The 26,650-nt window shown below is 68.8% G+C and carries 18 protein-coding genes and 1 pseudogene; all 19 read left to right on the top strand.

Annotated features, from left to right (window positions below):
- Nucleotides 1–223 precede the first annotated feature (223 nt).
- The 19 genes and pseudogenes from trpE (at nt 224) to RQP53_RS11665 (ending at nt 26,643) form a co-directional block, all read left to right on the top strand.
- Entirely contained in the window at nt 224–1,723 is a 1,500-nt protein-coding gene (trpE, locus tag RQP53_RS11755) for an anthranilate synthase component I (RefSeq protein ID WP_315650492.1), read from the top strand.
- 3 nt (nt 1,724–1,726) lie between these two features.
- Nucleotides 1,727–2,311: an anthranilate synthase component II gene (locus tag RQP53_RS11750; RefSeq protein WP_315650491.1), complete on the top strand. Its 585-nt coding sequence runs from the start codon at nt 1,727–1,729 to the stop codon at nt 2,309–2,311.
- 92 nt (nt 2,312–2,403) lie between these two features.
- Nucleotides 2,404–3,420 (top strand): annotated as a pseudogene (gene ltaE / locus RQP53_RS11745) (low-specificity L-threonine aldolase); the annotation flags it as partial.
- Nucleotides 3,421–3,428: 8 nt separating this feature from the next.
- Nucleotides 3,429–4,466 (top strand): anthranilate phosphoribosyltransferase, encoded by a 1,038-nt coding sequence (gene trpD, locus RQP53_RS11740; protein WP_315650490.1) that lies wholly within the window; start codon nt 3,429–3,431, stop codon nt 4,464–4,466.
- Nucleotides 4,467–4,608: 142 nt separating this feature from the next.
- Nucleotides 4,609–5,412 (top strand): indole-3-glycerol phosphate synthase TrpC, encoded by an 804-nt coding sequence (gene trpC, locus RQP53_RS11735; protein WP_315650489.1) that lies wholly within the window; start codon nt 4,609–4,611, stop codon nt 5,410–5,412.
- A 47-nt stretch (nt 5,413–5,459) separates the two neighbouring features.
- Nucleotides 5,460–6,203, top strand: a complete 744-nt coding sequence (locus RQP53_RS11730) for a uracil-DNA glycosylase (RefSeq protein ID WP_434064084.1) — start codon at nt 5,460–5,462, stop codon at nt 6,201–6,203.
- 278 nt (nt 6,204–6,481) lie between these two features.
- Nucleotides 6,482–7,432 (top strand): glucosamine kinase nucleotide-binding domain-containing protein, encoded by a 951-nt coding sequence (locus tag RQP53_RS11725; RefSeq protein WP_315650488.1) that lies wholly within the window; start codon nt 6,482–6,484, stop codon nt 7,430–7,432.
- Complete coding sequence (locus RQP53_RS11720) at nt 7,429–8,169, top strand: GntR family transcriptional regulator (RefSeq protein ID WP_315650487.1); 741 nt, start codon at nt 7,429–7,431, stop codon at nt 8,167–8,169. The genes RQP53_RS11725 and RQP53_RS11720 overlap by 4 nt, the downstream gene beginning before the upstream one ends.
- Nucleotides 8,166–9,293: an N-acetylglucosamine-6-phosphate deacetylase gene (nagA, locus tag RQP53_RS11715; RefSeq protein ID WP_315650486.1), complete on the top strand. Its 1,128-nt coding sequence runs from the start codon at nt 8,166–8,168 to the stop codon at nt 9,291–9,293. Before RQP53_RS11720 ends, nagA begins: the two co-directional genes overlap by 4 nt.
- Before the next feature lie 25 nt (nt 9,294–9,318).
- A complete protein-coding gene (locus RQP53_RS11710) occupies nt 9,319–10,329 on the top strand; it encodes an SIS domain-containing protein (RefSeq protein WP_315650732.1) in 1,011 nt (336 codons plus the stop codon).
- Nucleotides 10,330–10,341: 12 nt separating this feature from the next.
- Nucleotides 10,342–11,817, top strand: coding sequence for a beta-N-acetylhexosaminidase (nagZ, locus tag RQP53_RS11705; protein ID WP_315650485.1), 1,476 nt, complete (start codon nt 10,342–10,344; stop codon nt 11,815–11,817).
- Nucleotides 11,818–11,846: 29 nt separating this feature from the next.
- Complete coding sequence (locus RQP53_RS11700) at nt 11,847–13,160, top strand: MFS transporter (RefSeq protein ID WP_315650484.1); 1,314 nt, start codon at nt 11,847–11,849, stop codon at nt 13,158–13,160.
- 11 nt (nt 13,161–13,171) lie between these two features.
- Nucleotides 13,172–14,107: a glycoside hydrolase family 16 protein gene (locus tag RQP53_RS11695; protein ID WP_315650483.1), complete on the top strand. Its 936-nt coding sequence runs from the start codon at nt 13,172–13,174 to the stop codon at nt 14,105–14,107.
- A 4-nt stretch (nt 14,108–14,111) separates the two neighbouring features.
- Nucleotides 14,112–15,206, top strand: a complete 1,095-nt coding sequence (locus RQP53_RS11690) for an acyltransferase family protein (RefSeq protein WP_315650482.1) — start codon at nt 14,112–14,114, stop codon at nt 15,204–15,206.
- A gap of 333 nt (nt 15,207–15,539) precedes the next feature.
- On the top strand, nt 15,540–15,752 hold the full coding sequence (locus RQP53_RS11685) for an MbtH family protein (RefSeq protein ID WP_315650481.1): 213 nt from the start codon (nt 15,540–15,542) through the stop codon (nt 15,750–15,752).
- Nucleotides 15,753–15,895: 143 nt separating this feature from the next.
- Nucleotides 15,896–17,005: an acyl-CoA dehydrogenase family protein gene (locus RQP53_RS11680; protein WP_315650480.1), complete on the top strand. Its 1,110-nt coding sequence runs from the start codon at nt 15,896–15,898 to the stop codon at nt 17,003–17,005.
- Between the two features lie 88 nt (nt 17,006–17,093).
- A complete protein-coding gene (locus RQP53_RS11675; RefSeq protein WP_315650479.1) occupies nt 17,094–18,254 on the top strand; it encodes an acyl-CoA dehydrogenase family protein in 1,161 nt (386 codons plus the stop codon).
- A gap of 71 nt (nt 18,255–18,325) precedes the next feature.
- Nucleotides 18,326–20,146, top strand: coding sequence for a non-ribosomal peptide synthetase (locus tag RQP53_RS11670; RefSeq protein WP_315650478.1), 1,821 nt, complete (start codon nt 18,326–18,328; stop codon nt 20,144–20,146).
- The gene (locus tag RQP53_RS11665; RefSeq protein ID WP_315650477.1) at nt 20,143–26,643 is read left to right on the top strand and encodes a non-ribosomal peptide synthetase; all 6,501 of its coding nucleotides are present in this window, start codon (nt 20,143–20,145) and stop codon (nt 26,641–26,643) included. Before RQP53_RS11670 ends, RQP53_RS11665 begins: the two co-directional genes overlap by 4 nt.
- Nucleotides 26,644–26,650 lie beyond the last annotated feature (7 nt).

Here is a 26,650-nt window from a genome sequence, read left to right as displayed (position 1 = left end):
CGCTCGCACGACTTCAACTGAAGCCGCTTGCTGCTTGCTGATCCGCCCGAGGCCAATGCGCCAGCGCCGGATCTTCGTCACAATCTTCCGCAATGCCCTGCGTCCTGCCTGATGTGCAGCGCTGCGGCGTGGCGCAAGCCTCAAGCGACACCTGAATCCGGTGCCGGCCTGAGCTGAGGGGGTGAACACCCCGCAGCCGGCACCTTGCCTCAAGGTTGACGTGATGATCACTGAACTGGAATTCCAGAGCCTGGCCGCCGAAGGCTATAACCGCATCCCTCTGATCAGCGAGGCCTTCGCCGATCTGGAAACCCCGCTGTCGCTGTACCTGAAGCTGTGCGCCGGTGCCGGCGCCTATGGCGGCAATGCCGGCCGCTACAGCTTTCTGCTCGAGTCGGTGGTGGGTGGCGAGCGTTTTGGCCGCTACTCCTTCATCGGCCTGCCGGCGCGCACGGTGCTCAAGAGCCGCGGCTTTCGCACCGAGGTGCTGCGCGACGGCGAGGTCGTCGAGACCCACGATGGCAATCCGCTGGACTTCATCGAGGCCTATCAAAAGCGCTTCAAGGTCGCGTTGCGGCCGGGCCTGCCGCGCTTCTGCGGCGGGCTGGCGGGCTACTTCGGCTACGACGCCGTCCGCTATATCGAGCCCAAGCTGGCCAAGACGGAAAAGAGCGGCGGGCTCGATACGCCCGACCTGATGCTGCTGCAGTGCGAGGAACTGGCCGTCATCGACAACCTGTCGGGCCGGCTCTACCTGATCGTCTATGCCGACCCGGGCCAGCCCGAGGCCTTCCACAAGGCCAAGAAGCGCCTGACCGAGTTGCGCGACAAGCTGACCTACAGCGTCTCGGCCCCGCAGGTGAAGCGTGCTCAGGCCCACCCGGTGCAACGCGAATTCGCCAAGGCCGATTACCTGGACGCGGTGCTCAAGGCCAAGGACTACATCGCCGCCGGCGACATGATGCAGGTGCAGGTGGGTCAGCGCCTGTCCAAGCGCTATACCGAATCGCCGCTGAGCCTGTATCGCGCGCTGCGTTCGCTGAACCCCAGCCCCTATATGTACTTCTATGACATGGGCGAGTTCCAGATCGTCGGCGCCTCGCCGGAGATCCTGGTGCGGCAGGAGCGCACGGCCGCCGGCCAGAAGGTCACCATCCGCCCGCTGGCCGGTACGCGGCCGCGCGGCGGCACCGTCGAGCAAGACCTGGCCCTGGAAGCCGAGCTCAAGGCCGATCCCAAGGAGCGCGCCGAGCATCTGATGTTGATCGATCTGGCCCGCAACGACATCGGCCGCATCGCCAAGACCGGCTCGGTCAAGGTCACCGACGCCTTTGTCGTCGAGCGCTACTCGCATGTGATGCACATCGTCAGCAATGTCGAGGGCGAGTTGAAGGACGGCATGAGCAGCCTCGATGTGTTCCGCGCCACTTTCCCGGCCGGCACCTTGACCGGCGCGCCCAAGATCCGCGCGATGGAAATCATCGATGAGCTGGAACCGGTCAAGCGCGGCATCTATGGCGGCGCCTGCGGCTATCTGAGCTTTGCCGGCGATATGGACCTGGCCATCGCCATCCGCACCGGCATCGTGCAGGATCAGACGCTCTATGTGCAGGCCGCGGCCGGCGTCGTCGCCGATTCAGTGCCCGAGCTGGAATGGAAAGAAACGGAAGCCAAGGCACGCGCCTTGCTGCGTGCCGCTGAACTGGTGGAAGAGGGGTTCTGAGCCATGCTGCTGATGATCGATAACTACGACAGCTTCACCTTCAACCTGGTGCAGTACTTTGGCGAGCTTGGTGCCGAGGTCAGGGTGGTGCGCAATGACGAGATCACGGTCGAGGAGATCGGCGCCTTGCAGCCAGATCACCTGGTGTTCTCGCCGGGGCCTTGTTCGCCGGCCGAGGCAGGTATCTGCGTCGAGGCGATTCGTGCCTTCCAGGGCAAGCTGCCCATCCTGGGCGTCTGCCTGGGCCATCAAAGCATGGGCGCGGCGCTGGGCGGCCGAATCATCCGCGCCAAGACCCAGATGCACGGCAAGGCCAGCACGATCACGACCGACCAGCAAGGCGTGTTCAAGGGCCTGCCGCGCGAATTCAGCGTCGTTCGCTACCACTCGTTGGTGATCGAGGAGGCCACGCTGCCCGCCGTGCTGGACATCACCGCGCGCAGCGAGGATGGCGAGATCATGGGCGTGCGCCACCGTGAACTGGCCGGCACGGCCACGCCGATGGAGGGCGTGCAGTTTCATCCCGAGTCCATCCTCAGCGAGCATGGGCATGCGATGCTGAAGAACTTTCTGGCGCTGGCGCTATGACGGCCGCAAGCCATGGCGGGCGCCGCGCCGGGCCGCCCCAAGCCAGCCCGCATTCCCTCGGGGGATCGCTCGACGTACCCGACGAGCGAGGGGTAGTCGACCTACGCAGCGATACCGTCACCCAGCCCACGGCGGCGATGCGAGCTGCCATGATGGCAGCGCCCTTGGGTGACGATGTGTTCGGTGACGACCCGTCGGTCAATGCGCTGCAAAGCGCCTTGGCCGAGCGGCTGGGCTTTGAGGCGGCCCTGTTCTTTCCGACCGGCACGCAGAGCAATCTGTGCGCGCTGATGAGCCACTGCCAGCGCGGCGACGAGTACATCGTTGGTCAGTTCGCCCATACCTATCGCTGGGAAGGCGGCGGCGCCGCGGTGCTGGGATCGATCCAGCCGCAACCCTTGCCGCATCAGCCCGATGGCTCGCTGGCGCTGGCCGACATCGAGGCCAACATCAAGCCTGACGACGCCCACTTCGCCCGCACCCGGCTGCTGACGCTGGAAAACACCATCGGCGGCAAGGTGCTGCCGCTGGCCTATCTGGCGGCGGCCTCGCATCTGGCCATCAGCCGCGGCCTGGCCCGCCATCTCGATGGCGCGCGGCTCTTCAATGCGGCGGTGGCGCTGGACGCGGCTGATCCCTACACGGCGGCGCGGCAGATCTGCAGCCATTTCGACAGCGTCTCGGTCTGCTTCTCCAAGGGCCTGGGCGCGCCGGTGGGCTCGGTGCTGTGCGGCTCGCGCGAGTTCATCGCCCGTGCGCACCGCTGGCGCAAGATGGCCGGCGGCGGCATGCGCCAGGCCGGCCTGCTGGCTGCGGCGGCGCAGCATGCGCTCGATCACCACGTGAAGCGACTGGCCGAGGACCATGCGCTGGCCCAGCGCCTGGCCGCCGGGCTGCAGGGCCTGGACGGTGTCACGGTCGAGGCGCCGCAGACCAATATCGTGTTCGTTGACGTGGCGCCCGAACGCTCGGCCGGCTTGCTGGCCCATCTGCGCCATCGCGGCGTGCTGGCCACCGGCCTGTACCGACTGCGTTTCGTGACCCATCTCGATGTGGACGAGGCCGGCGTCGACCGTGCCATCGCCGCCATGCGTGACTACTTCAGCTGAGAACTGCCATGCCTATCACTGACAACGAAGCACTGACCCGCGTCATCGAACACCGCGAGATCTTCCACGACGAGATGCTGACGCTGATGCGCCGCATCATGGCCGGCGAGATGTCGCCGGTGATTGCGGCGGCGCTGCTGATTGGCTTGCGCGTCAAGAAGGAAACCATCGGCGAGATCACCGCCGCTGCTCAGGTGATGCGCGAGCTGTCGAACAAGGTGCCGCTGCCGACGCCCGCCCACCCGCATCTGGTCGATGTCGTCGGCACCGGCGGCGATGGGGCGCACACCTTCAATATCTCGACCTGCTCGATGTTCGTTGCCGCCGCCGCCGGCGCGCAGGTGGCCAAGCATGGCAACCGCAGTGTCTCCAGCAAGACCGGCAGTGCCGATGTGCTGGAGCAGCTGGGCGCCAACATCATGCTCAGCCCGGCCCAAGTGGCCCAAAGCGTGCAGCAGACCGGCATCGGCTTCATGTTCGCGCCCAACCACCATCCGGCGATGAAGAACATTGCCCCGGTGCGCAAGGAGCTGGGCGTGCGCACCATCTTCAACATCCTGGGGCCGCTGACCAACCCGGCCGGCGCACCCAACATCCTGATGGGCGTGTTCCACCCCGATCTGGTCGGCATCCAGGTGCGCGTGATGCAGCGCCTGGGCGCCGAGCATGCGGTGGTCGTCTACGGCAAGGATGGCATGGACGAGATCTCGCTGGGCGCGGCCACCCTGGTGGGCGAGCTGAAGAACGGCGCGGTGCGCGAGTACGAAATCCATCCGGAGGACTTCGGCCTGGCCATGGCCTCCAACCGCAGCCTGAAGGTGGCCGGCCCGGAGGAATCGCGGCTGATGCTGCTCGGTGCGCTGGCCGACGAGTCCGGCGCGGCGCGCGACATCGTGCTGCTCAACGCCGGCGCGACGCTGTACGCCGCCAATGTGGCCGACAGCATTGCCGATGGCATCGCCCGCGCCCGCACGGCCATCAGCAGCGGCGCCGCGCGCGCCAAGCTGGATCAGTTCGTGGCTTGTACCCGCGCCCTGGCAGCTTGAGCCGCTCGAGAACCGACCACAGAGACACAGAGACACAGAGCGAGCACAGAGTACGCGATAAGGGCCGGAACAAGCACGAGCTTGCGGCTGGTTTTCTCCGTGTCTCTGTGGTCTGTTTGGAATTGATTGACTGAGACAGACCATGTCCGACATCCTGAACAAGATCAACGCAGTCAAGCGCGAGGAAGTGGCCGCCGCACGGGCGCGGCGCTCGCTGTCCAGCCTGCGCGAGGAGGCCGAGGCTCGCCGCGACACGCGCGGCTTTGAGGCGGCGCTGCGCGCCAAGCTGGCGCCCGACACGGCACTGGCCGGCAGCGCGGTGATTGCCGAGATCAAGAAGGCCAGCCCCAGCAAGGGCGTCTTGCGCGAGGATTTCCGCCCGGCCGAGATCGCCGCCAGCTATGCCCGCCACGGCGCGGCCTGCCTCAGCGTGCTGACCGATGAGCGCTTCTTCCAGGGCCGCATCGCCTATCTGCAGCAGGCCCGCGAAGCCTGTGCGCTGCCGGTGCTGCGCAAGGATTTCATGATCGACGAGTACCAGGTCTACGAAGCCCGGGCGATCGGTGCCGATGCCATCCTGCTGATCGCTGCCAGCCTCGACGACGCGCTGATGGCCGATCTGGAAGCCTGCGCACTGAGTCTGGGCCTGGACGTGCTGGTCGAGGTCCACGATGGGGCCGAGCTGGAGCGGGCCTTGCGGCTGAAAACGCCGCTGGTCGGCATCAACAACCGCAATCTGCGCACGTTTGAAGTCACGCTGCAGACGACGCTGGGCCTGCTGCCCCGGGTGCCGGCGGATCGCCTGCTGGTCACCGAATCCGGCATCCTGGCGCATGAGGATGTGCAGACCATGCGCGGCGCGCAGGTCCATGCCTTCCTGGTCGGCGAGGCCTTTATGCGTGCGCCGGAACCCGGCGAGGCGCTGGCGCAGCTGTTTCGCGCTTGAACGTGCAGGCCGATCTTGAACTGGGCGACGGTGCCGCTGCCGTCAGCTTGCGCGAGCCGCTCGGTGCGTTCTTGCGCGCCGCCGATCTGCCCGGTGGCTGGCAGCCGGTTTTGCGCGCCTGGCTGGACAGCGCGGCCGGCCAAGGCCTGATTGCCCATGTCGAGCAGCGTCAGCGCGAGGGCGCCATCGTCTATCCGGCCGACCCGCTGCGCGCGCTGCGCCTGACGCCGCTGGCCGAGGTGCGCGTCGTCATCCTCGGCCAGGATCCTTATCACGGCCCCGGCCAAGCCGAGGGGCTGGCGTTTTCGGTGCCGGCCGGCGTCAAACTGCCGCCCAGCCTGCGGAATATTTGCAAAGAATTGCAACAGGATCCGGCGCTGAATGTGACAGGCGGCGCTGGCCACATCGGCCTCAGCCAGAGCTGTCCACAAGGCCATCTGGGCACCTGGGCCCGTCAGGGCGTGCTCTTGCTGAACACCTGTCTGACGGTCGAGGACGGCGCACCGGCCAGTCATGCCAAGCGCGGCTGGGAGGCATTGAGTGACGCACTGATTGCCGCTGTGGCGGCGCGTGGCGGCCCCTGCGTCTATCTGCTCTGGGGCGCTCACGCCCAGGCCAAGGCCGCCCTGATCGAGGCCGCTGGCGGCGACCAGCTGCTGCTGCAAGCCAACCACCCCTCGCCGCTGTCGGCCACACGCGGCCCGGTGCCCTTCATCGGCTGCCGGCACTTCTCGCGGGCCCAGGCCTGGCTGGCCGAGCGCGGTCTGCCGATCGACTGGGCGCTGGCCTGAGTCCGAGGCTTGCACCCCAGCAAGCTTTCTTAAGGCGCTCTTGAGTCTTGGGGGCGACCCTGGGGCTGCTACCAATCGCTGACTTGGTTCTAAATTGGTATTGTTGTGTCTGCTCACCATGGCGGCGAGCGGCGGCGCATGCCTGCGCGTTCAGCGCTGGGTAAGCGACTTCTGCGGCAGGTAGTTGGTGTCCGCTCGGTGTGCGCTTGGCTTTTGCGATGGATCCAGTGGCGTACCAATTGACGACACCGTATTTCTGGTACTAAACTGGTATTAACATGATTTCCATAGCCCCCGATCGCAGCCTGTTTGCCGATGAGAGCGCCCTCCAAGCGGTGCGCTATCTCGTTGGTGTCGATGGCGGCGGCACCGGCACCCGGTTGCGCCTGAGCGATCTCGATGGTCGCCTGCTCGGGCAGGGTGAGGCCGGCCCCTCGGCGCTGGGTCAGGGCGTGGACCAGGCCTGGCGGCATATCGAACAGGCCCTGCAGCAGGCGGCCGAGCAGGCCGGTCTGGCCGGGCCGCAGGGGCTGCGCCACGCCGAGTGTGCGCTGGCCGCGGGCCTGTCGGGCGCCAATCTGCCGGCGGCCTGCAGCGAGTTCCTGGCCTCGCAGCCCGGCTACGCGGCCGTCATCGTTGTCAACGACGGCTACACGACGGTGCTGGGTGCTCATGGGGGCCAGCCGGGCGCTGTGGTGGCTTCGGGCACCGGTGCCGTGGGCGAGGTGCTGCGCCGCGATGGCTCAACCGATTGCATCAGCGGCTGGGGCTGGATCACCGGCGACGAAGGCAGCGGTGCCTGGCTGGGCTTGAAGGCGATCCGCCATGCCCAGCAGGCGCTGGACGGTCGCGCCGTGCCCGGGCCCTTGGCCTTTGCCGTGTGGGACCTGACCGGCCGCAGCCGCGAATCGGTGCTGGCCTGGTGCGCCGCCGCTGGCCAGCATGGCTTTGCCCAGCTGGCGCCGCTGGTCTTCATGGCGGCCGACAAGGGTGACGCCGTGGCGCAACGCTTTGTCGATGAGGCGGTGACCGAGCTGGAAGCGCTGGCGCGGGCCCTAGATCCTCAATCTGAATTGCCTTTGGCGCTGGCCGGCAGCATCGCCAAGCGTCTGGAGAGCAAATTCTCAGGCAACATTCGTGCCCGTTGTGTCGAGCCGCAAGGCGACTCGGCCGACGGCGCACTGCATCTGGTACGCAGTGCACTCAACGCAAAGATGGGTTCACGATGACTAAGCTGCCTTTCCAATTCAAGCCTGATCCCGAAGCCGCCTCGCCGCTGTACATGCAGCTGGCTCACAAGCTGGCCCAGGCGATTCGCGAAGGTCACTACCAGGCCGATGAAGCGCTGCCCTCGGAGCGCGTGCTGTCGGAATCGCTGGACCTGTCGCGGGTGACCGCGCGCAAGGCGATTGATCGCCTGGTCGAGCAGGGTCTGATCATTCGCAAGCGCGGGTCCGGCAACTACATTGCGCCCAAGCTGGAGCAGCCGCTGTCGCGCCTGACCAGTTTCTCGGAAGAGCTGCATCAGCGCGGCTTCAAGCCCAGTTCGCGCTGGCTGACCCGCGGCTTCTCGCTGGCGGCGCCGGATGAGCAGCTGTCGCTGGGCCTGACCACCGGGCAGCGCGTTGCGCGGCTGGAGCGTCTGCGCCTGGCCGATGCGGTGGTGATGGCTTATGAGGTCAGCGTGCTGCCCGAGGCGGTGCTGCCCGATCCGGAAGAGGTCAATGCCTCGCTGTACGAGCATCTGACCGGCCATGGCGGCGCACCGGTGCGCGCGCTGCAACATATTCGTGCCATCAATGCCGACTCCAAGCTTGCCAGCCTGCTGGAAGTGCCGGTGGGTCAGGCCGTGTTGTTCATCACACGGGTGGGTTTCCTTGAATCGGGACAGGCGATCGAGCTGACCCATTCGTATTGCCGCAGCGATTACTACGACTTCGTTGCGGAGATGAGGCGAGACGGATGACCTTCAGGCACATCGATGGGTTTGTGTTGACGCCGCAGGGCTTTGTCCGCGGTCGCTTGGAACAAACAGACGGGCGCATCAGCAGCGTCACCGGCGAGGCAGTGACCGAGTCGGAAGTGCGCAACAGCAGGCAAGACCTGCCCCTGGTGCTCCCGGGCTTCATCGATGTGCATGTGCATGGTGGCGGCGGACGCGACACCATGGAAGGCGGCGATGCTGCCGCTGCGATCGCGCGGCTGCATGTGCGCCATGGCACGACCTCGCTGCTGGCCACCACGATGACGGCGCCGCTGGACGAGATCCGCGGCGCGCTGGCCGCACTGGGACCGGCCTGCCGCCAGCGCCTGCCGAACTCGGCGCGCATCCTCGGCGTGCATCTGGAAGGCCCCTACATCAACCCTGGCAAACTGGGCGCCCAGCCCGACTTCGCCAAGGTCGCCAACCTCGATGAAATCCGCGCGCTGCATGCGCTGGCACCGATCAAGCTGATCACGCTGGCGCCCGAGTTGCCCGGCAATCTGGAGCTGATCACGCTGCTGCGCGAGGCGGGCTTCCAGGTCCAGATCGGCCACACGCTGGGCACCTATGAAGACGGCGTGGCGGCGCTGGAGCGAGGCGCCGGCGGCTTCACCCATCTGTTCAATGCGATGACCGGCTTGCACCACCGCGAGCCCGGCATGGTGGGCGCGGCCCTGGCCCATGCGCGCTATGCCGAGATCATCCCCGACCTGCTGCATGTTCATGAGGGCGCGGTGCGCGTCGCGCTGCGATCGATTCCCTGCATGTTCTGCGTCACCGATTCGACCGCCGCCGCCGGCATGCCCGATGGCGACTACAGCCTGGGCCGCCACACCGTCACCAAATGCATGGGCGGCGTGCGTCTGCCCGATGGCACGCTGGCCGGCAGCACGCTGACCATGGATCAGGCCTTGCGCAATCTGGTTGGCATGGGGCTGGAGATCGAGGACGCCTCACGGCGCGTTTCGAGCTATGCGGCCGAATACATGGGCCTGAGCGACCGCGGCCAGCTGGCCGTGGGCGCCTGGGCGGATCTGGTGGTTTTGGACCGTGAGTTGCAGTTGCAAGGCGTGGTCGTTGAAGGGGATGAGATTGACCTTGCTTGAATCGAATGTGAATGGCGGCACGCGCATGCGGGCCGAGGCCCTGAGCGCACCGGCCGTGGTGGCGCGCCAGCTGGCCGCGGATCAAAACGCCTATGCGGCGCTCGGCGAGGCGCTGCGCGCCCAGCCGCCGACGGCGCTGCTGACGGTGGCCCGCGGCAGCTCTGACCATGCCGCGCACTATCTCGCCTATCTGGTGATGGCCCGCCTGGGCCGGCTGGTGACCTCGCTGCCGATGTCGCTGGTGACGCTGTATCAGAGCAAGATCCAGTGCGAGGGCCTGGTGTCCTTCGCCTTCTCGCAATCGGGCCAGAGCCCCGATCTGGTGGCCCCGACGCAGTTCTTCCACGACGGCGGCGCCCGCACGGTGGCCTTCGTCAATGCCGACGGTTCGCCGCTGGCCGCTGCCGCTGAGCATGTGTTCGGCCTGCATGCCGGCCCGGAAACCAGCGTGGCCGCAACCAAGAGCTATATCGCGCAACTCGTTGCCGGTGCCCGCGTGGTTGCCGCCTGGCAGGGGGATGAAGACCTGCAGGCCGCGCTGCAACAGCTGCCTGCTGCGCTGGAAGTGGCCGCACAGCAGGACTGGAGCGCTGCCGTTGACGTGTTGAAGGATGCCGACCGCCTGTTCGTCATCGGCCGTGGCACCGGCCTGGCGGTGGCGATGGAAGCGGCACTGAAGTTCAAGGAAACCTGCGGCATTCAGGCCGAGGCCTTCTCGGGCGCCGAGGTCAAGCATGGCCCGATGGCGCTGGTGGATGAGGGTTATCCGATGCTGGTGTTCGCGCCGCGCGGCCCGGCCCAGGCCGGCTTGATTGCGCTGGCCGAGGAAATGCGCGGCCGTGGTGCCCGCGTGCTGCTGGCTGCGCCGGCCGGCACGCCCGGCGCCGAGCTGCCGCTGGCATGCACCGGCAATGAGGATCTGGACCCGATCGCCGTGGTGCAGAGCTTCTACCCGATGGTCGAGGCGCTGGCCCGCGCCCGCGGCCGCAACCCGGATGCGCCGCCGCATCTGGCCAAGGTCACCAAGACCAACTGAGCGGGGCGAACGATGTCTGCATTCCACCCTGGCCAGCTCGTGATGGTCGACATCCAGGGCAAGCGCCTGGACGCGGCGACCGCTGACTTTCTGCGTCAGCGTCGCATCCGCGCCGTCTGCCTGTTCCGCAAGAACCTCGGAACTGAAGAGGAAGTGCGCCAGCTGACCCGCGATCTGCGCGAGGTGATGGGCCCGGGCGCCCTGATCGGCCTCGACCAGGAGGGCGGCTCGGTCGTCCGCGCGACCTTTCTGCCACAGGCCCCATCGGCGATGGCCCTGGGCGCGGCCGACGATGCGGCGCTGGCCGAAAGCGTGGGCGCCGCGGTGGCGCGTGGCCTGCGCAGCATTGGCGTGAACTGGAATTTTGCGCCGGTGCTGGACATCAACAACAACCCGGCCAATCCGGTCATTGCCGAGCGCAGCTTCTCCGAAGACGCCGACGATGTGACGCGCCTGGCCGGCGCCTGGATGGCGGGTTCGCTGCGTGAGGGCGTGGCCTGCTGCGTCAAGCATTTCCCCGGCCATGGCGACACCCATGTCGACTCGCACCTCGATCTGCCGACGGTGGACAAGAGCCGTGCCGAACTCGACGCGCTGGAGCTGCGCCCGTTCAAGGCACTGCGAGACGCAGCCCCCTCGGTGATGACGGCCCACATCGTCTACCCGCAGATCGACCCCGACTACCCGGCCACGCTGTCGAAGAAGATCCTCGGCGGCATCCTGCGCGAGGAGTGGGGCTACGAAGGCGTGGTCATCACCGACGCGCTGATGATGAAGGCGATCTGCGACCGCTACGGCTATGCCCGCGCTGCCGTGCTGGCGCTGCAGGCCGGTGCCGACATGATCCTGGCCCAGGGCTCGCTGGAAGAGCAGGGCCAGTCGATCGCCGCCCTGGAGGCTGCTTTTGCCAGCGGCGAGCTCAGCGCCGAACTGGGCCAGCGGGCCTGCGCACGACTCGATGCGCTGGCCGCCGCCTACCCGGTGCGCCACGATGACTACGCCGGCGCGCCGCGTGAGGCCGACGATGCGCTGATGCGCAGCGCCTGGGCGCGCGGACTGACGGCGTTGCGTGGCGCCACAGCGCCAGCGCGTGACGCGGCCTTGCGCGTGCTGGTGCAGCCCGATGTGCCGACCGATGGCGTGTCCGAGGCGGGCCTGCATGGCAGCCAGGTCGCGGCGCTGTTCGATGGTTTTGCGCGCGCCGAAATCGTCATGGTCGACGACATCCTGAACCTGCCGGCCAGCGCCTTGCACAGCGACACGCATCAGACGGTGCTGGTCTCGACCCACCGGATGCGCTACCCGGCTGCAGCGGCCGCGTGGCGACCCGATCTGCATCTGGTGCTGTGGAATCCCTTCCAGGCGCTGGACGTGCCGGCCCCGACCGTTGTCAGCTGGGGCTATGCCGAAGGCGCGTTGGCTGGGCTCAAGGCCTGGCTGGAAGGCCAAGCGGACGCAACGGCGATGTCGCCGGTTCTTCTGGACTGATCACAAGCGCTTGCCCTGGGGCCCATGCCATGAACACCACCACCTTGACCGCCGACACCGCCATGAGCACTGCAGCCCCCAAGACGCGCAACCCGGCCAGCTGGGTCTTGAGCCTGTACTTCCTGCAGGGCCTGCCCTTCTTCATGGTCAATGTGGTGGCCGGGCTGATGCTGAAAAGCCTGGGTGTGTCCAATGAGGACATCACCCGCTGGACCGGCCTGCTGGGCCTGGCCTGGGTGTTCAAGCCGCTGTGGAGCCCCTTGCTGGAGCTGGCGCCGAGCAAGAAGTGGATGGTCATCGCCTTCCAGGCACTGGGGGCCGCCTCGCTGGGCCTGATAGCGCTGACGCTGAACCTGCCCAGCTTCTTCGTTGTCTGCATCGCTCTGCTGGCGGTGGCCTCGATCGCTTCGGCTTCACATGACATCGTCTGCGACGGCCTCTACATCGCCACGCTGAGCGGCAAGCAACGCGCCGTTTGGGCCGGCTGGCTGGGCACCTGCTTCAATGGCTCCAAGCTCTTCGCCATGGGCGGCCTGGTGATTCTGGCGGGTCATCTGGAAAAGAGCGTCGGCCCTGTCGTGGCCTGGGCCGCGGTGTTCGGCATTGCCGCGGTGACGATGGCGGTGCTGGCCGGCTATCACGTCTGGGCCCTGCCCGATACCCGCAGCAGCGTCGAAGCCGGCAGTGAAGTGGCCGGCACGCTGAGCGATGTGATCCGCAGCTTCTTCAAGCTCGAAGGCGTATGGACGGCGATTGCCTTCATCCTCCTGTTCCGTGCCGGCGAGGCGCAGGTGCAGGCCCTGGGCCCGCTGTTCCTCAAGGATGCCCGTGAGCTGGGCGGCCTGGGCATGGCGACTACCGAGGTCGGCCTGTCCTACGGTACCGCCGGTACGCTGGCCTTCCTGGCTGGCAGCATTGCCTCGGGCTATTTCACCGCCTGGCTGGGCCTGCGCCGCGCCATGCTGTGGTTGCTGCTGGCAATGAATCTACCCAATCTGGCCTTCTACCTGCTGGCCCTGTTTCAGCCGACCAGCCTGTGGGCGATCTCGTTCGCGGTCAGCCTGGAAACCTTTGGCTACGGCTTTGGCTTCGTCGCAGTGATCCTGTTCATGATGCAGTTCGTCGCCAAGAGCCAGTACCAGACGGCGCACTATGCCATCGCTACCGGTTTCATGGCGCTGGGCTATGTGATCTTCAAATCGATCAGCGGCGACATCCAGAAGCTGCTGGGTTATCAGCACTTCTTCCTCTGGGTGCTGATTTCGGCGGTGCCGGTATTCCTGATGATGCGCATCCTGCCGATTCGCGAGGACGAGGCAGCAGCGGCTTCGAACAAGCCCTGAGGTTGGCTGAGATGACAGTGGTGCTGCGCAAGTCTTGGTTGAACCGTGTTCTTCATGTTGTGGCCCTGCTGGCCACCATGCCTCTGGTGCCTGCCGCGGCTGCCGCGGCGGGCACTTTTTTTGACGATTTCTCCTATGCCGACACGGCGGCGCTGAAGGCCGGCGGCTGGACGCCGCGCGACAAGCCCGGCCATCCCGGTGTGCCCGGTGCCCGCTGGGGCGAGGGGCAGTTGCAGCTGATCGATGACGCCGGCCAGCCTGGCAACCGGCTGCTGCGCCTGCGTGCCAGCACCGACGGCAGCGGCGCCGGCACCGCGCAGGCCCAGCTCTGCCACGCACGCAAATACCTGGCCGGCACCTACGCGGCGCGGCTGCGCTTCAGCGATGCGCCGGTCAGCGGCGTCGATGGCGACCCCGTCATCCAGACCTTCTATGCAGTGGCACCGCTGCGTTACGACTTCGATCCCGAGTACAGCGAGCTGGACTGGGAATACCTCGGCAATGGCGGGTGGGGCAGCGAGAAGACGCGTCTTTATGGCGTCAGCTGGCAGACCGTGCGCCTCGATCCCTGGCAGGCGCACAACCAATCGCACGAGGAGTTCGGCAGCCTGCAGGGGTGGCATGTGCTGATGATGCAGGTCGCCGACGGCCGCGTGCGCTTGTTCGTCGACGGCCGCCAGGTCGCCCAGCACGGCGGCCGCAACTACCCGGTCGCGCCGATGGCGATCGCCTTCAACTTGTGGTTCTCGCCCGGTGGACTGCTGCCGCCGAGCAGCGAGCCGCGCGTCTACGAGCAGGATGTGGACTGGGTCTTCCATGCCCGTGACCAGCTGCTCTCGGCCGCCGAGGTGCAGGCCGTTGTGCAAGGCTACCGGCAGCGTGGCTTGGGGCGCGAGGACACGGTGCCGGCGGCCGAGCCGCCACTGGCCAGCCACTGCGATTTCTAAGGCAATGAAGAATTCAAGCAATGGCACGGCGCAGCGCCTGGCCTCGGTCGATGCGCTGCGCGGCCTGGCCGTGGCGGCGATGCTGCTGGTCAACAACCCAGGTGACTGGGACCAGGTCTGGTGGCCGCTGGAACACGCCGCCTGGCATGGCTGCACACCGACCGATCTGATTTTTCCCTTCTTCCTCTTCATCGTCGGCGTCAGCCTGAGTCTGGCACTCGGCCCGCGGCTGGACCGCGGCACGCCGGCCGCGCCGCTGCTGCCGGGTCTGCTGAAGCGGGCGCTGCGCATCGTCGTACTGGGCCTGGTCCTGCATCTGCTGGCCTGGTGGCTGATGCACAAGCCTGAGTTCCGCCTGCTCGGCGTGCTGCAGCGCATCGGCCTGTGCTTCGCTGTCACCAGCGCGGTGACCCTGGGCCTGCGCGCGCGAAGCCAGTGGCTGCTGATCGCGGGGCTGGCAGCGGGCTACTGGGCTTTGCTGATCGGCGCAGGTCTGCCGCCCGAGCCGCTGAGCAAGCTCGGCAATGTGGCCTCGCGTGTCGACGCCGCCCTGCTCGGCCGCTGGGCCTATGAGTTCGCGCCGGCCACCGGCATCGGCCACGATCCGGAAGGGCTGCTGAGCACACTGGGTGCGCTGCTCAGTGCCTTGCTGGGCCTGCGGGCTGGCGAGGCGCTGCGTGCCGGCGCAAGCCGCAGCCTGCTGCTGGGCGGCCTGCTGGCCCTGGCCCTGGCCTGGGGCTGGAGCCACTGGCTGCCCTTCAACAAGCAGCTGTGGACGCCATCGTTTGCGCTCTGGACCTCAGGCTGGGCTGCGCTGGCGCTGGCGCTGGCCCACCAACTGATAGACCGCTGGCACTGGCCGGCCATTGGCCGCAGCTTCGGAGTCAACGCCATTGCCGCCTATGCTGGCGCCTGGATGTGCACCGTCTTCCTCGAAGGCTTTGGCTGGATGCGGCCGCTCTACGCCAGCGCCTTCGGCTGGCTTGGCCCGCTGATCGGCCCGCTGGGCCAGTCGCATGCTTTTGCGCTGGCCTTCGTCACCGTCTGGGCCTTGATCGTGCGCCTGCTCGACAAGCGCGGCATCTACTTCAAGGTCTAAGACGCCTCAATAGGCGGTTAGCTGCGCGCTCGCAAGGGTGTGCGGCTCTGGCCTGCCATTCAAGATTGAAGCAAGGCCTGACCACCAGGGTCAGCGTCTATGACTGCCGGCTCGTGCGGCTGCGGTTTGTTGGTGCGCCACCCGGTAGCGGCCTGCCCATCGGCCCCTTCAAAGACGGTTCTGGACTCTAACTGGTATTGCAATTCGCACCGTAAGTAGAGATCCACTTGACTACCAGTGAAATACCAATCAGCATTGGGGCATGCAGTAAGGAAACCCTCGGACGCAGTACCAAAGAGGGTGCCACCGGTTCGATGACCCGCGGAGGAGACGATGTCTGACGCAGCTGAGGTGCAGTACGAAGTGGTAGTCAACGGCGAGGACCAGTATTCGATCTGGCCCGCCGACAGGCCCTTGCCCGCCGGATGGCAGGCGGTGGGCGTGCGCGGCCCCAAGGCCGCCTGCCTGGCCCATATCGAGACGGTCTGGGTCGATATGCGGCCGCGCTCGTTGCGTCAGTTCATGGAGCAGCAAACCGCCCAGTGAGGTGGCCTTGGGGGCCGTCGCCGTGAGCATGGCGGTGGCCGAGGTGGGGTGGGGCAGTGCCGGCGCCTGTGCGGCGCAGGGGCTGTCCGTGGCGGGCCTTAGAGATGTTTCCATTGGAATCACCATGGCTGGATGCGGAGCTGTTGAGCTATCGGGACAGCGTGCGCCGCTTCGTCCGTGAGCAGCTTGAGCCACAGCAGCCGCGCTGGCATGCGCAGGGCCATGCCGATCGCGAGGCCTGGCTGGCTGCTGGGAAGCTGGGCTGCCTGCTGGCCGATGTGCCCGAGGCCTATGGCGGTGCCGGCGGCGACTTCCGCCATATGGCGGTGTTCTGGGCCGCGCTGGCCGAGGTCGGCGACACGGCTTTTGGTGCGCCCTTGCAGGCCGTCGTGGCCCGCTATCTGCTCAACCACGGCACTGAGGCGCAGCAGCAGCGCCATCTGCCGGCGCTGGCGGCGGGCCGCAGCATCGCGGCCATCGCCATTACCGAGCCGGCGGCAGGCAGCGATCTGCAGGGCCTGAAGTGTCGCGCGGTGCCGCATGAGGGCGGCTATCGGATCACGGGCAGCAAGTGCTTTGTCTCCAACGGCCATCTGGCCGATCTGTTGCTGCTGGCGGTGCGGACCGACGATCGGCCAGGGCCGAAGTCGCTGTCTCTGATGCTGGTCGAAACGGCCGGGCTGCGCGGCTTTGAGCGTGGGCCTATCGAGCCGCTTTTGGGCCGCCCGGGGCACGACTGCTGCGAACTGTTCTTTGACGAGGCCTGGCTGCCGGCCGAGGCGCTGCTTGGCGGCGAACCGGGCAGGGGTCTGGGCCAGCTGCGCCGTCAGCTGGGCTATGAGCGCGCCATGCTCGGTGTGATGGCGCTGGCCAGCATGGAGCGGGCGTTGGCGCTGACGCTGGAACACAGCCGCACCCGGCGGATCTATGGCCAGCCGCTGTTCGAGTTGCAGCACACCCGCTTCACGCTGGCCGAGGTGCAGGCCCATGTCGTGATGGGCCGCCTGCTGGTCGACCACTGCATTGCCGCGCAGCTGGAAGGCCGGCTCGACGAAGCGACCGCAGCGCTGGCCAAGTGGCGGCTCAGCGAGATGCAGGGCGAGGTGATGGATCGCTGTCTGCAGCTGTTTGGCGGCGCTGGTTATGCGCGCGAGCATCCGATGGCCAGGCTCTATGCCGATGCGCGTGTGCAGCGCATCTACGGTGGTGCGAATGAATTGATGAAGGAAGTGGTCGCCTACGCCCTGCCCTGAGTTGGGGACAGCGGTGAGTGCGCATTGAGCAGTCAGGTGAGGAAGCCGGCCAGTCGAGCGGTGCCCAGCATCTTTTGAGGAGTTGAGCATGAACGAAGCCGTTGGGGCGGCGCTGCAGGCGGGCGACATCATGCGCCGCGCCGAGGCACTTGTGCCCATGCTGCGCGAGCGCAGCGTTGAGATCGACGAGGCTCGCGCGCTGCCGGCCGATGTGGTGGACGCGCTGCGCGACAGCGGCGCCTTCCGCATGCTGATGCCACGCGCCTGGGGCGGGCCGGAAATGACGCCGATGGCGATCAACGATGTGCTGGAAGTGCTGGCCAGCGGCAATGCCTCGGCCGCCTGGTGCGCGATGATCCAGATGGATGGCGGCCTCTATAGCGGCATGCTGGATGCGCAGGTGCGTCGCGAGCTGTTTCCCTCGCTGGACCTGGCCACCTCCAATGTGCTGCGCATCAGCGGCTATGCGCAGGTGGTCGAGGGCGGCTTCATCGTCGACGGGCGCTGGGCCTATGCCAGCGGTTGCGGCCATAGCGACTGGTTTGCCGGCGGCGTGATGCTGCATGAGGGGGATCGCGACAAGCCCCTGCTTGACGCGCAGGGCCGGCCGCGCCACTGCATGCTGCTAATGGCGCCGCGCTCGCTGAACCGGCTGGACACCTGGCAGACGCTGGGCCTGCGCGGCACCGGCAGCCATGACCTTGAAGCCGTGCAGCTCTTTGTGCCCGAGGCCCATGCCTTCTCGCTTGATGCGCCGGGGCACGAGGGCGCCATCTACCGCTGGCCGGCGGTGCTGTGCGGCAAGATGCCCGGCGTGCCGCTGGGCATTGCCCGCGCCGCGCTGCAGGAAGCCCGCGCGATGATGAGCCAGCGCCAGGACCTGCCACCGATCTGGGCGCTGGCTCTGGCAGAGGCGCACACCGCCTATCACGGCGCGCGCGCCCATGTGCGCCAGTCGCTGCAGGCGATCTGGGACCGGCTGCAGGCCGGCGAGACGCCCAGCACCGAGGAGCGGGTCGACGTCTTCCTGGCCCGCAGCGAGGCCTTTCACCGTGCTCGCCATGCGGTCGAGGTGCTGTTCGATGCCCTCGGCGGCGGCGCAATCTACTGCGAGCGCAGCTCGCTGGAGCGCCATTTGCGTGATCTGAACACCGCCTGCCAGCACATCATGGCCCAGCGCCAGGGCCAGCTGCCGGCGGCGCAGCTGCTGCTCGGCCGCGAAGACGCCGCCCAGTTCGCCTTTCTCTGAACCCTGACCGGCTGCCGGCCCACCGCCCCTGCGGTGGCCGAGCGGCAGCCTGCGCGGAGCGCTAGATGCCGATGACTGATGCCTTGCCGGAAACGGCAAACACCTGGACCGAACTGTGGCTGGCCCAGTGCGAGCGTGACCCTGCTGCGCCGGCGCTGCTCAGCGCCGTGCCCGGCCAGATGGGCTTGTGGAACCGGCGCGAGCTGGAGCAGCGCATCGAGGCCTGGGCCAGGCGCTTGCGCGAGTGCGGCATCGGTGCTGGCGACAGCGTGGCGGTGCTGCTGCCTCGCGGCCCGGCGCTGGTCTCGGCCTGGCTGAGCCTGCAGCGCCTGGGAGCGGCCTTTGTACCGCTCGATCCCGCCTACCCGGCCGCACGCCAGCAGCTGATCCTCAATGACGCCGCGGTCGTGGCCCTGCTCAGCGATGCCGAGCAGGCCGAGCTGCTGCCGCCTGGCGTGGCCTGCATCGACGTCAGCGCCTGGGGTGAGGGCCTGCCCGCGGGTGAAAGTGCGGCAGCAGTGCTCACCCACCCCGAGCAGTTGGCCTACCGGCTCTACACCTCGGGCTCGACCGGACGGCCCAAGGGTGTGCTGGTCGGCCAGCGCGGCCTGGCGACGCTGGTGCGCGCGCAGGCCGAGGCCTTTGATCTCGGCCCCGGGGACCGCGTGCTGCAGTTCGCCAGCCCCGGCTTTGATGCCGCCGTCGCCGAGACCCTGGTCAGCCTGGGCGCCGGGGCGACACTGGTGCTGGCGCCGCAGGCCGAGCTGATGCCCGGCGAGGCCCTGGCGCGCGCCGCTCAGCACCTGGCCATCACCGCGATGACCTTGCCGCCATCGGCCTTGGCGGTGATGCCCGCCGACAGTCTGGCGACCGTGCGCAGCCTGGTCGTTGCCGGCGAGGCCTGCCCGGCGCAGCTGGTGGCGCGCTGGTCGGTCGGGCGGCGCATGGTCAATGCCTATGGGCCGACCGAGGCCACCGTCTGCGCCAGCGTCAGCGCCCCCTTGAGCGGTGCGCTGACGCCGCCGATCGGCTATCTGCTGCCCGGCTTCGAGGCGTTGCTGCTCGACGCGGAGGGTCAGGTCGTGCCTGGCGCTGAGAGCAGCATTAGCGGCGTCAGCGGCGTCAGCGGCGCCAGCGGCGAGCTTTGCCTGGGTGGCCCGGCTCTGGCCTGGGGCTATGCCGGCTTGCCGGCCTTGACGGCCGAGCGCTTTGTGCCGCATCCGTGCGGCCGCGGTGGCGAGCGTCTTTATCGCACCGGCGACCGGGTGCGTCGCCGCGACGACGGGCAGTTCGAGTTCCTCGGCCGCGTTGACGAGCAGATCAAGCTGCGCGGTTTCCGCATCGAGCCCGGCGAAATCGAGGCACTGCTGGGCGCTGAGGCGGGCGTGGCCGCTGTCAAGGTCTGCCTGCGCCAGTTGAACGAGACGCAGCAGGCGCTGGTCGCCTATGTCCATGCGCACGACGGGGCCTCGCTCGATCGCCAGGCATTGCGCCGGGCGCTGCAGGCGCGGCTGCCGGCGCATATGGTGCCCTCGCATCTGGTGCTGCTCGATCCGTGGCCGGCCAACAGCCATGGCAAGCTCGACACCCAGGCGCTGCCGCTGCCGTGTGCAGCCGACAGCTGGGCCGGCCAGGAGGCGGCGGACGACAGCCTGCCGCGGGATGAACGCGAGAACGCGCTGGCGGCCGTCTTTGCCGAGGTACTGGGTCTGGCCGAGGTGCCTTGCAATGCCAGCTTCTTCGACCTGGGCGGCCATTCGCTCAGCGCCACGCGGCTGCTGAGCCGGCTGCGCGTGCGCTGGCCATCCAGCGCCGATCTGGACCTTGAACAGCTCTTCGATGCGCCCAGCGTCCGCGAACTGGCGCTTCTGTTGGCCGGGGCTTCGCGATGACTCTGCAGCAGCGCCCGGCCCTGTCCGCCGCCCAGCGGCGGCTGTGGTTCATCGATCGGCTGATGGGCCCACAGCCGGCCTATCACATCGTGTTGGCCCTGGATCTGCACGGGCAGCTGAACGTCACGGCGCTGCAGCAGGCCTTGGAGGATGTGGTCGAGCGCCACGAGGCGCTGCGCACCGTCTTTCCGGACGAGCAGGGTGAGCCCTGGCAGCGCGTGCTGCCGGCTGGTCCTGGCCTGCCGCCGCTGCGCCATGCCTGCCTGGCTGCGGGTGTCAGCGAAACACAGCTGGAACAGCAGCTGGCCGACGAGGCCGATCAGGCCTTCGATCTTGTGCATCAAGGCCCGCTGCGCGCGCTGTGCGTGCGCCTCAGCGCCAGCCACCACGTGCTGCAGCTGGTGCTGCATCACATCGCCGGCGACGGCTGGTCCATCGTGCCGCTGGCCGAGGATCTCGGCCTGGCCTATGCGGCGCGCTGCACAGGCCAGGCGCCGGCCTGGACGACGTTGCCGCTGCAATACATCGAGTTCAGCCAGCAGCAGGCCCGTCAATTGGGCGACGCGGCCGATCCTGACAGCCTGCAGGCGCGGCAGCGCGCCTACTGGGTCGAGCGCCTGCAGGGCGCGGTGCCCCTGTGCAGCCTGCCCACCGACCGGTCGCGGCCGGCCCAGACCAGCCATCGCGGCGCGACGCTGCGCTTTCAGGTCCCGGCGCCGCTGCTGGCTGGCCTGATGGCGCTGGCGCGGGCCGAGCGCGCGACGCTGTTCATGGTCCTGCAAACGGCCATGGCCCTGCTGCTGAACCGCCAGGGCGCCGGCGAAGACATCGTTGTCGGCAGTCCGATTGCCGGCCGCGAGGACGAATCGCTCTACGGCCTGGTTGGCTTCTTCGCCAACACCTGGGTGCTGCGCAGCCACTGCCGCGGCGAAGACAGCCTGCTGGCCCTGCTGCGCCAGGTGCGCCAGCGTTGCCTGGAGGCCTACCGCCATCAGTCCCTGCCATTTGACCGCCTGGTCGAGGCGCTGCGGCCCGAGCGCAGCCTGGCGCAGCACCCGCTGTTCCAGGTCATGCTGGTGCTGCAGAACAACGAGACGCCGGGCTTTCACCTCGACGGCCTGCAGGCGCGCCAGCGCGCCATCGCTCATCGCGGCGCCAAGTTCGATCTCAGCATCAATTTGTTCGAGACCCGTGCCTCGCGCGAGCAGGGCCTGGCAGCCGAGATCGAGTACGCCACCGACTTGTATGACGAGGCCAGCGTGCAGGGCTTTGCGCGCCGCTTCATCCACGTGCTGGACCAGCTGGTGCGCGACCCTCAGGCGCAGGTGGGCGGTGGTTGGTGGCTGCTGCCGGGTGAGCGCGAGGCGCTGCTGCGCCAGCCGCCTGTCGAGCCTTTTGCACAAGCCTTCGATCAGCGCCCGCTGCACGAGCAGCTGCTGGACCTGGCCACGCGCCACGCCAGCCGGCCGGCACTGCTGGATGAGACCCAGCAGCTCAGCTACGCCGAACTGGCCGAAGCGCTGCGCCGCCAGGCCACGGTGCTGCGCCGCTGGGGCGTGGGGCGCGGTGTCGTCGTCGGCCTGCATCTGAACCGCGGCGTGGCCACGGCGGTGGCGCAGCTGGCCGTGCTGGCCGCCGGTGGTGCCTTCCTGCCGCTGGACCCGGCCTACCCGGCCGCGCGGCTGGCCTACATGCTCGGCGACGCCCGCCCCCTGCTGGTGCTCAGCGAGCACGAGGCGCCCCCGCAAGACCTGACCCCGCTGCCGGGCTGGCGCTCGCTGGCCGCGCTGCAAGCCGAAGCAGAAGCCATCGATCCTGAGCCGCTGCCCGCGGTGCAAGGCGCCGACCAGGCCTATGTGATCTACACCTCCGGCTCGACCGGCCAGCCCAAGGGCGTGCTGCTGGGCCATCGCGGCCTCAGCCACCTGACTCACGCGCAGGGCCGGCTGTTCGACATCCAGCCGGGCCAGCGGGTGCTGCAATTCGCCTCGCTGAACTTCGACGCCTCGGTGTCCGAGCTGGCCACCACGCTGGCCGCCGGCGCGCTCTTGTGCATCCCCTCGCGCGAGGCGCTGATGCCGGGGGCGGCCCTGCAAGCCACGCTGCAGGACTGGGCGATCGAGGTGGCCACGCTGCCGCCGGTGGCGCTGAACCTGCTGGACGCCGAGGCCCTGCCCAAGCTGCGCCTGCTGATCACCGCCGGCGAAGCCTGCCCCGCGGCGCTGGCCGCGCGCTGGCTGCCGGGCCGGCGCTTGCTCAATGCCTACGGCCCGACCGAGCTGACCGTCTGCGCCACGGCCCAAACGCTGCAAGCCGAACAGCTGGCCCAGGGCGTGGTGCCGATTGGCCAACCGATCGCCAATGCCCGTGCCTATGTGCTGGACGAGCAGGGCGAACCGGTGCCGGTAGGCGTCACCGGCGAGCTCTGGCTCGGTGGCGAAGGCCTGGCCTGGGGTTACCTCGGCCGAGCCGGCATGACGGCCGAACGCTTTGTGCCCGACGCGCTGAGCGGCCAGGCCGGGGCGCGGCTGTACCGCTCCGGTGATCTGGCGCGCTGGCGGCGCGATGGCACGCTGGAATTCCTCGGCCGCAACGACGATCAGCTCAAGCTGCGCGGCATCCGCGTCGAGCTCGGCGAGGTGCATGGCGCGCTGGCGGCGCTGCCGGGTGTGCAGGCGGCGGCGGTGCTGGTGCAACGCGATGCAATGCAGCAGCCGGAGCTGGTTGGCGCACTGGTCGCACCGGGGCAGACGGCCGTGCAGCTGCGCCAGGCGCTGGCCCAGCGGCTGCCGGAGCATCTGCTGCCGGGCCGGCTGCTGCTGCTGGAGGCGCTGCCGCAGACGGCCAATGGCAAGGTCGACAAGGCCGCGCTCGAGCGGCTGCTGGCCGAGCGGCCGCGCGAGGACGCTGCCGCCTACGAGGCGCCGCAAACCGCCTTGCAGCAGCAGCTGGCGCAGCTGTGGCAGCAGCTCTTGGGTTGCGAGCGGGTCGGCCTGAACGACCACTTCTTCCTGCTCGGCGGGCATTCTCTGCTGGCCGCCCAGGTGATGGCGCGGGCGCAGACCCAGCTGGGCGTGGCGCTGCCGCTGAAGACGCTGTTCGAGGCGCCGGTGCTGGCGCAGCTGGCCGCGCGCTTCGAGCAGGCGCTGGCCGGCGAGCCGGGCAGCGCAGCACTTGAAATGCCGGCGGGGCCGGCGCAGTTTCTCGATGCCGATCCTGCCGCCGCGCCGCAGCTCTCGCGGGCCCAGCAGCGCCTCTGGGTGCTGGACCAGCTGCAGCCCGGCGCGGCCGACTATGTGCTGCCCACGGCGCGCTGGCTGCAGTTCGATGGCGAGGTCTGGCCCAGCGCCAGCAGCCTGGCGGCGGCGCTCGGTCAGCTGCTGCAGCGCCACCAGGTGCTGCGCACCGCGCTGGCCGCCGATGCGCAGGGCCGGCCGCAGGCCTTGCCGCTGGAGGCGGCCGTTGATGTGCGCTGGCAGAGGGTGCCGGCGGCGGCACTCGATCAGGCCCTGCAGCATGCCTTGCTGCAGCCCTTTGATCTGGCCCGAGGCCCCTTGCTGCGCGCCCAGGTCTGGCAAACCGGCGCGCAGGAGGCGCTGCTGCTGATCGAGCTGCACCATGCGGTCGCCGATGGCTGGTCGGTGCCGCTGCTGTGGAACGAACTGGGCGTGTTATGGAAGGCTGCGGCGGCGGGCCTTGCCGTGCTGGATGGCTGCCTGGCGCCGCTGCCGCTGCAATTCCATCACTGGGCACGCGCCGAGCAGCGCTGGCTGGACAGCCCGGCGGCCGAGGCACAGCGACTCTACTGGCAACAGGCCCTGGCCGGTGCGCCGGCCGCTGCCGAGCTGCCGCTGGACCGGCCACGCAGCGCCACCCTGGCGCCGGCCGGAGCCTGGCAGCGCTTCGAGCTGGGCGCGCCGCAGGCGCAGGCCTGGGCCGACTGGGGCCGTGCGCAAGGCCTGACCCCCTTCATGGCCTGGCTGGCGCTGCTGCAGCTGTGGCTGGTGCGGCTCACCGGTCAGGCCGAGGTTTGCGTCGGCGCGCCGGTCTCGCACCGGCCGGATCAGCGCCTGGAGGGGCTGATCGGCTTTTTCGTCAACACCGTGGTGCTGCGTGGTCGACCGCAGCTCGACGGCCCGCTGGGTGATTGGCTGCGGCAGGTGCGCGAGCAGGTGCTGGCCGCCCTGGCCCATCAGGACCTGCCCTTTGATGCCGTCGTCGAGGCGCTGCAGCCGCGGCGCGAGCCGGGTCGCACGCCGCTGTTCGAGGTCATGCTGGTGATGAACCCGGGCCAGGGCGAAGCCGGCGACTGGGGGCCGGGTCTGCGCACTCGTGCAGCCGAGCTGCCGGCTGCGGTCAGCAAGTTCGACCTCAGCCTGCTCGTGCAGCCGCAATCCGACGGCCGCATCGCACTGGCCTTTGAATACCGCACGGCGCTCTTCGATGCCGCCAGCGTGGCGGCCTGGGCCGACAGCCTGCTGGCGCTGCAGCGGGCGATGATGAGCGCCGGCAGCGCGCGGCTGGCTGCGCTGCCCTTGGTCTCTGCGGCGCAGCAGCAGGCCTTGCTGCTGCTCGGCGGTGGCGAACCGCTGCCGGCCGTGCCGGCACAGGGCGTGCTGGGGCTGTACCGCCAGCAGGCGCTCCGCCAGCCCGAGGCCGACGCCCTGCTGCTGGGCGAGAGCAGGCTCAGCCATGGCGCGCTGCACCGCCAGGCGCTGGCGCTGGCGCGGCGGCTGCGCAGTCTTGGCGTCAGGCCTGGCGACCGGGTGGCCCTGTGTGCCAGCCGCTCGCTTGAGATGGGCATCGGCCTGATGGGCATCCTGCTGGCCGGGGCCGCTTATGTGCCGATCGACCCGCATTACCCGGCGGCGCGCCGTCAGTTCATGCTGGAGGACGCGCAGCCGCGGCTGTTGCTGAGCCCGGCGGCCTGGGCCAGCGAGACGCTGCCCTGGCTGGACCTGGCGCAGGACTGGGCCGCCTTGGCAAGCCAGGACGAGGGGCTGGCCTCGGGTTCGGATGACTGGGGCCCGAGCCATCTCGACCAGCTGGCCTACCTGATCTACACCTCGGGCTCGACCGGCCAGCCCAAGGGCGTGGCCGTGGCCCACCGCAGCCTCTGGGCCTCGACCGAGGCACGCTGGCGTTATTACGGGCCGCTGGGCCGCTATCTGCTGCTCTCGTCCTTTGCCTTCGACAGCTCGGTGGCGGCGCTGTTCGGCGTGCTGGGCGCCGGCGGCTGCCTGGTGATGCCTTCGGACGAGGCCCTGCAGGACCCGGCCGCGCTGGCCCGACTGGTGCTGGCGCAGCGCATCAACACACTGCTGTGCGTGCCCTCGCTGTGGCAGGAGATGCTGCTGGGCTGGCCCGCTGGGGGATGCGGTGAGTTGCAACGCGTGATCCTGGCCGGCGAGGCCTGCCCGCCGGCGCTGCTGGCGCAGACCCGCGCGCGCTGGCCGGCCTTGCAGCTGTTCAATGAATACGGGCCGACCGAGGCCAGCGTCTGGTCCAGCGTCTGGCACATGCCGGCTGAGGAGGAGCCGGCCGAGGCGGAGCGAGCTGCACCGCGTACGCAGACTCCGATTGGCCGCCCGATCGCCGGCGCCCGGCTCTATGTGCTCGACGAGCGTGGCGAACTGCTGCCGCCCGGCGCCCAGGGCGAGCTGTGCATAGGCGGCCGTGGCGTCAGCCAGGGCTATGCCGGCCGGCCGGGTTTGAGCGCCGAGCGCTTTGGCGTTGACCCCTGGGGCGAGCCTGGCACGCGGCTCTATCGCAGCGGCGACCGAGTGCGCTGGCGCCACGATGGGCAGCTCGAGTTCCTCGGCCGCTTCGACCATCAGCTGAAGCTGCGCGGCCTGCGCGTCGAACTCGGCGAGATCGAGGCGGCCTTGACGGCTCAGCCCGGCGTGCGCGAGGCGGTGGTGTTGGCGCGGGCCCTGGGCAGCGAGGCCGAGCCGCAGCTGATTGCCTACCTCGGCGCCGACGGCACCGAGTCGGAGCACCCGCCTGTCAGCCAGACCCTGCGCGACGCGCTGCTGGCCCGGCTGCCCAGCTATATGGTGCCGGCGCACTGGGTCTGGGTCGAGCGCTGGCCGCTGACGCCTAACGGCAAGATTGACCGCGCTGCGCTGCCCGATCCGCAGCGCCAGCGCGTCACCGGCCTGGCCGCCCAGGGCGCCATTGAGCAGGCGCTGGCGCCGTTGTTTGCCGAGCTGCTGGGCCTGGCCCAGGTCGGCCGCGAGGACAACTTCTTCGAACTCGGCGGCAGCTCGCTGCTGGCCGTCAAGCTGCACCGCCGCATTGATGCGCTGTGGCCGCAGCGCCTGCAGGTCGTCGACCTGTTCCGCTGGCCCACGGTGCAAGGCCTGGCCCAGCAGCTGCAGGGCCGCAGCGCTGGCGATACGCCGAAAGAGGGCGCGGCTGATGCGGCCCGGCTGCGCGGCGAGGCCCGCCGCCAGCGCCTGCAACGCCCGCGCGCCGGCGAGCGACCCGCCGCCTGACACGACA

The organism is Roseateles aquae (assembly GCF_032337115.1).
GTDB classification, from domain to species: Bacteria; Pseudomonadota; Gammaproteobacteria; order Burkholderiales; family Burkholderiaceae_C; genus Roseateles_C; species Roseateles_C aquae.
Note: the sequence above shows the minus strand (reverse complement) of the source record. Positions and strands in the feature narration are given on the sequence as shown.

Bases quoted from the DNA above. Each gene is read 5' to 3' on its own strand.
- RQP53_RS11725 (WP_315650488.1), top strand. From the start codon at position 6,482: ATGATTTCCATAGCCCCCGATCGCAGCCTGTTTGCCGATGAGAGCGCC.
- RQP53_RS11670 (WP_315650478.1), top strand. From the start codon at position 18,326: ATGACTGATGCCTTGCCGGAAACGGCAAACACCTGGACCGAACTGTGG.
- nagA (WP_315650486.1), top strand. From the start codon at position 8,166: ATGACCTTCAGGCACATCGATGGGTTTGTGTTGACGCCGCAGGGCTTT.
- RQP53_RS11700 (WP_315650484.1), top strand. From the start codon at position 11,847: ATGAACACCACCACCTTGACCGCCGACACCGCCATGAGCACTGCAGCC.
- RQP53_RS11690 (WP_315650482.1), top strand. From the start codon at position 14,112: ATGAAGAATTCAAGCAATGGCACGGCGCAGCGCCTGGCCTCGGTCGAT.
- RQP53_RS11710 (WP_315650732.1), top strand. From the start codon at position 9,319: ATGCGGGCCGAGGCCCTGAGCGCACCGGCCGTGGTGGCGCGCCAGCTG.
- RQP53_RS11665 (WP_315650477.1), top strand. From the start codon at position 20,143: ATGACTCTGCAGCAGCGCCCGGCCCTGTCCGCCGCCCAGCGGCGGCTG.
- RQP53_RS11695 (WP_315650483.1), top strand. From the start codon at position 13,172: ATGACAGTGGTGCTGCGCAAGTCTTGGTTGAACCGTGTTCTTCATGTT.
- RQP53_RS11720 (WP_315650487.1), top strand. From the start codon at position 7,429: ATGACTAAGCTGCCTTTCCAATTCAAGCCTGATCCCGAAGCCGCCTCG.
- trpD (WP_315650490.1), top strand. From the start codon at position 3,429: ATGCCTATCACTGACAACGAAGCACTGACCCGCGTCATCGAACACCGC.
- nagZ (WP_315650485.1), top strand. From the start codon at position 10,342: ATGTCTGCATTCCACCCTGGCCAGCTCGTGATGGTCGACATCCAGGGC.
- trpE (WP_315650492.1), top strand. From the start codon at position 224: ATGATCACTGAACTGGAATTCCAGAGCCTGGCCGCCGAAGGCTATAAC.
- RQP53_RS11750 (WP_315650491.1), top strand. From the start codon at position 1,727: ATGCTGCTGATGATCGATAACTACGACAGCTTCACCTTCAACCTGGTG.
- RQP53_RS11675 (WP_315650479.1), top strand. From the start codon at position 17,094: ATGAACGAAGCCGTTGGGGCGGCGCTGCAGGCGGGCGACATCATGCGC.
- trpC (WP_315650489.1), top strand. From the start codon at position 4,609: ATGTCCGACATCCTGAACAAGATCAACGCAGTCAAGCGCGAGGAAGTG.
- RQP53_RS11685 (WP_315650481.1), top strand. From the start codon at position 15,540: ATGTCTGACGCAGCTGAGGTGCAGTACGAAGTGGTAGTCAACGGCGAG.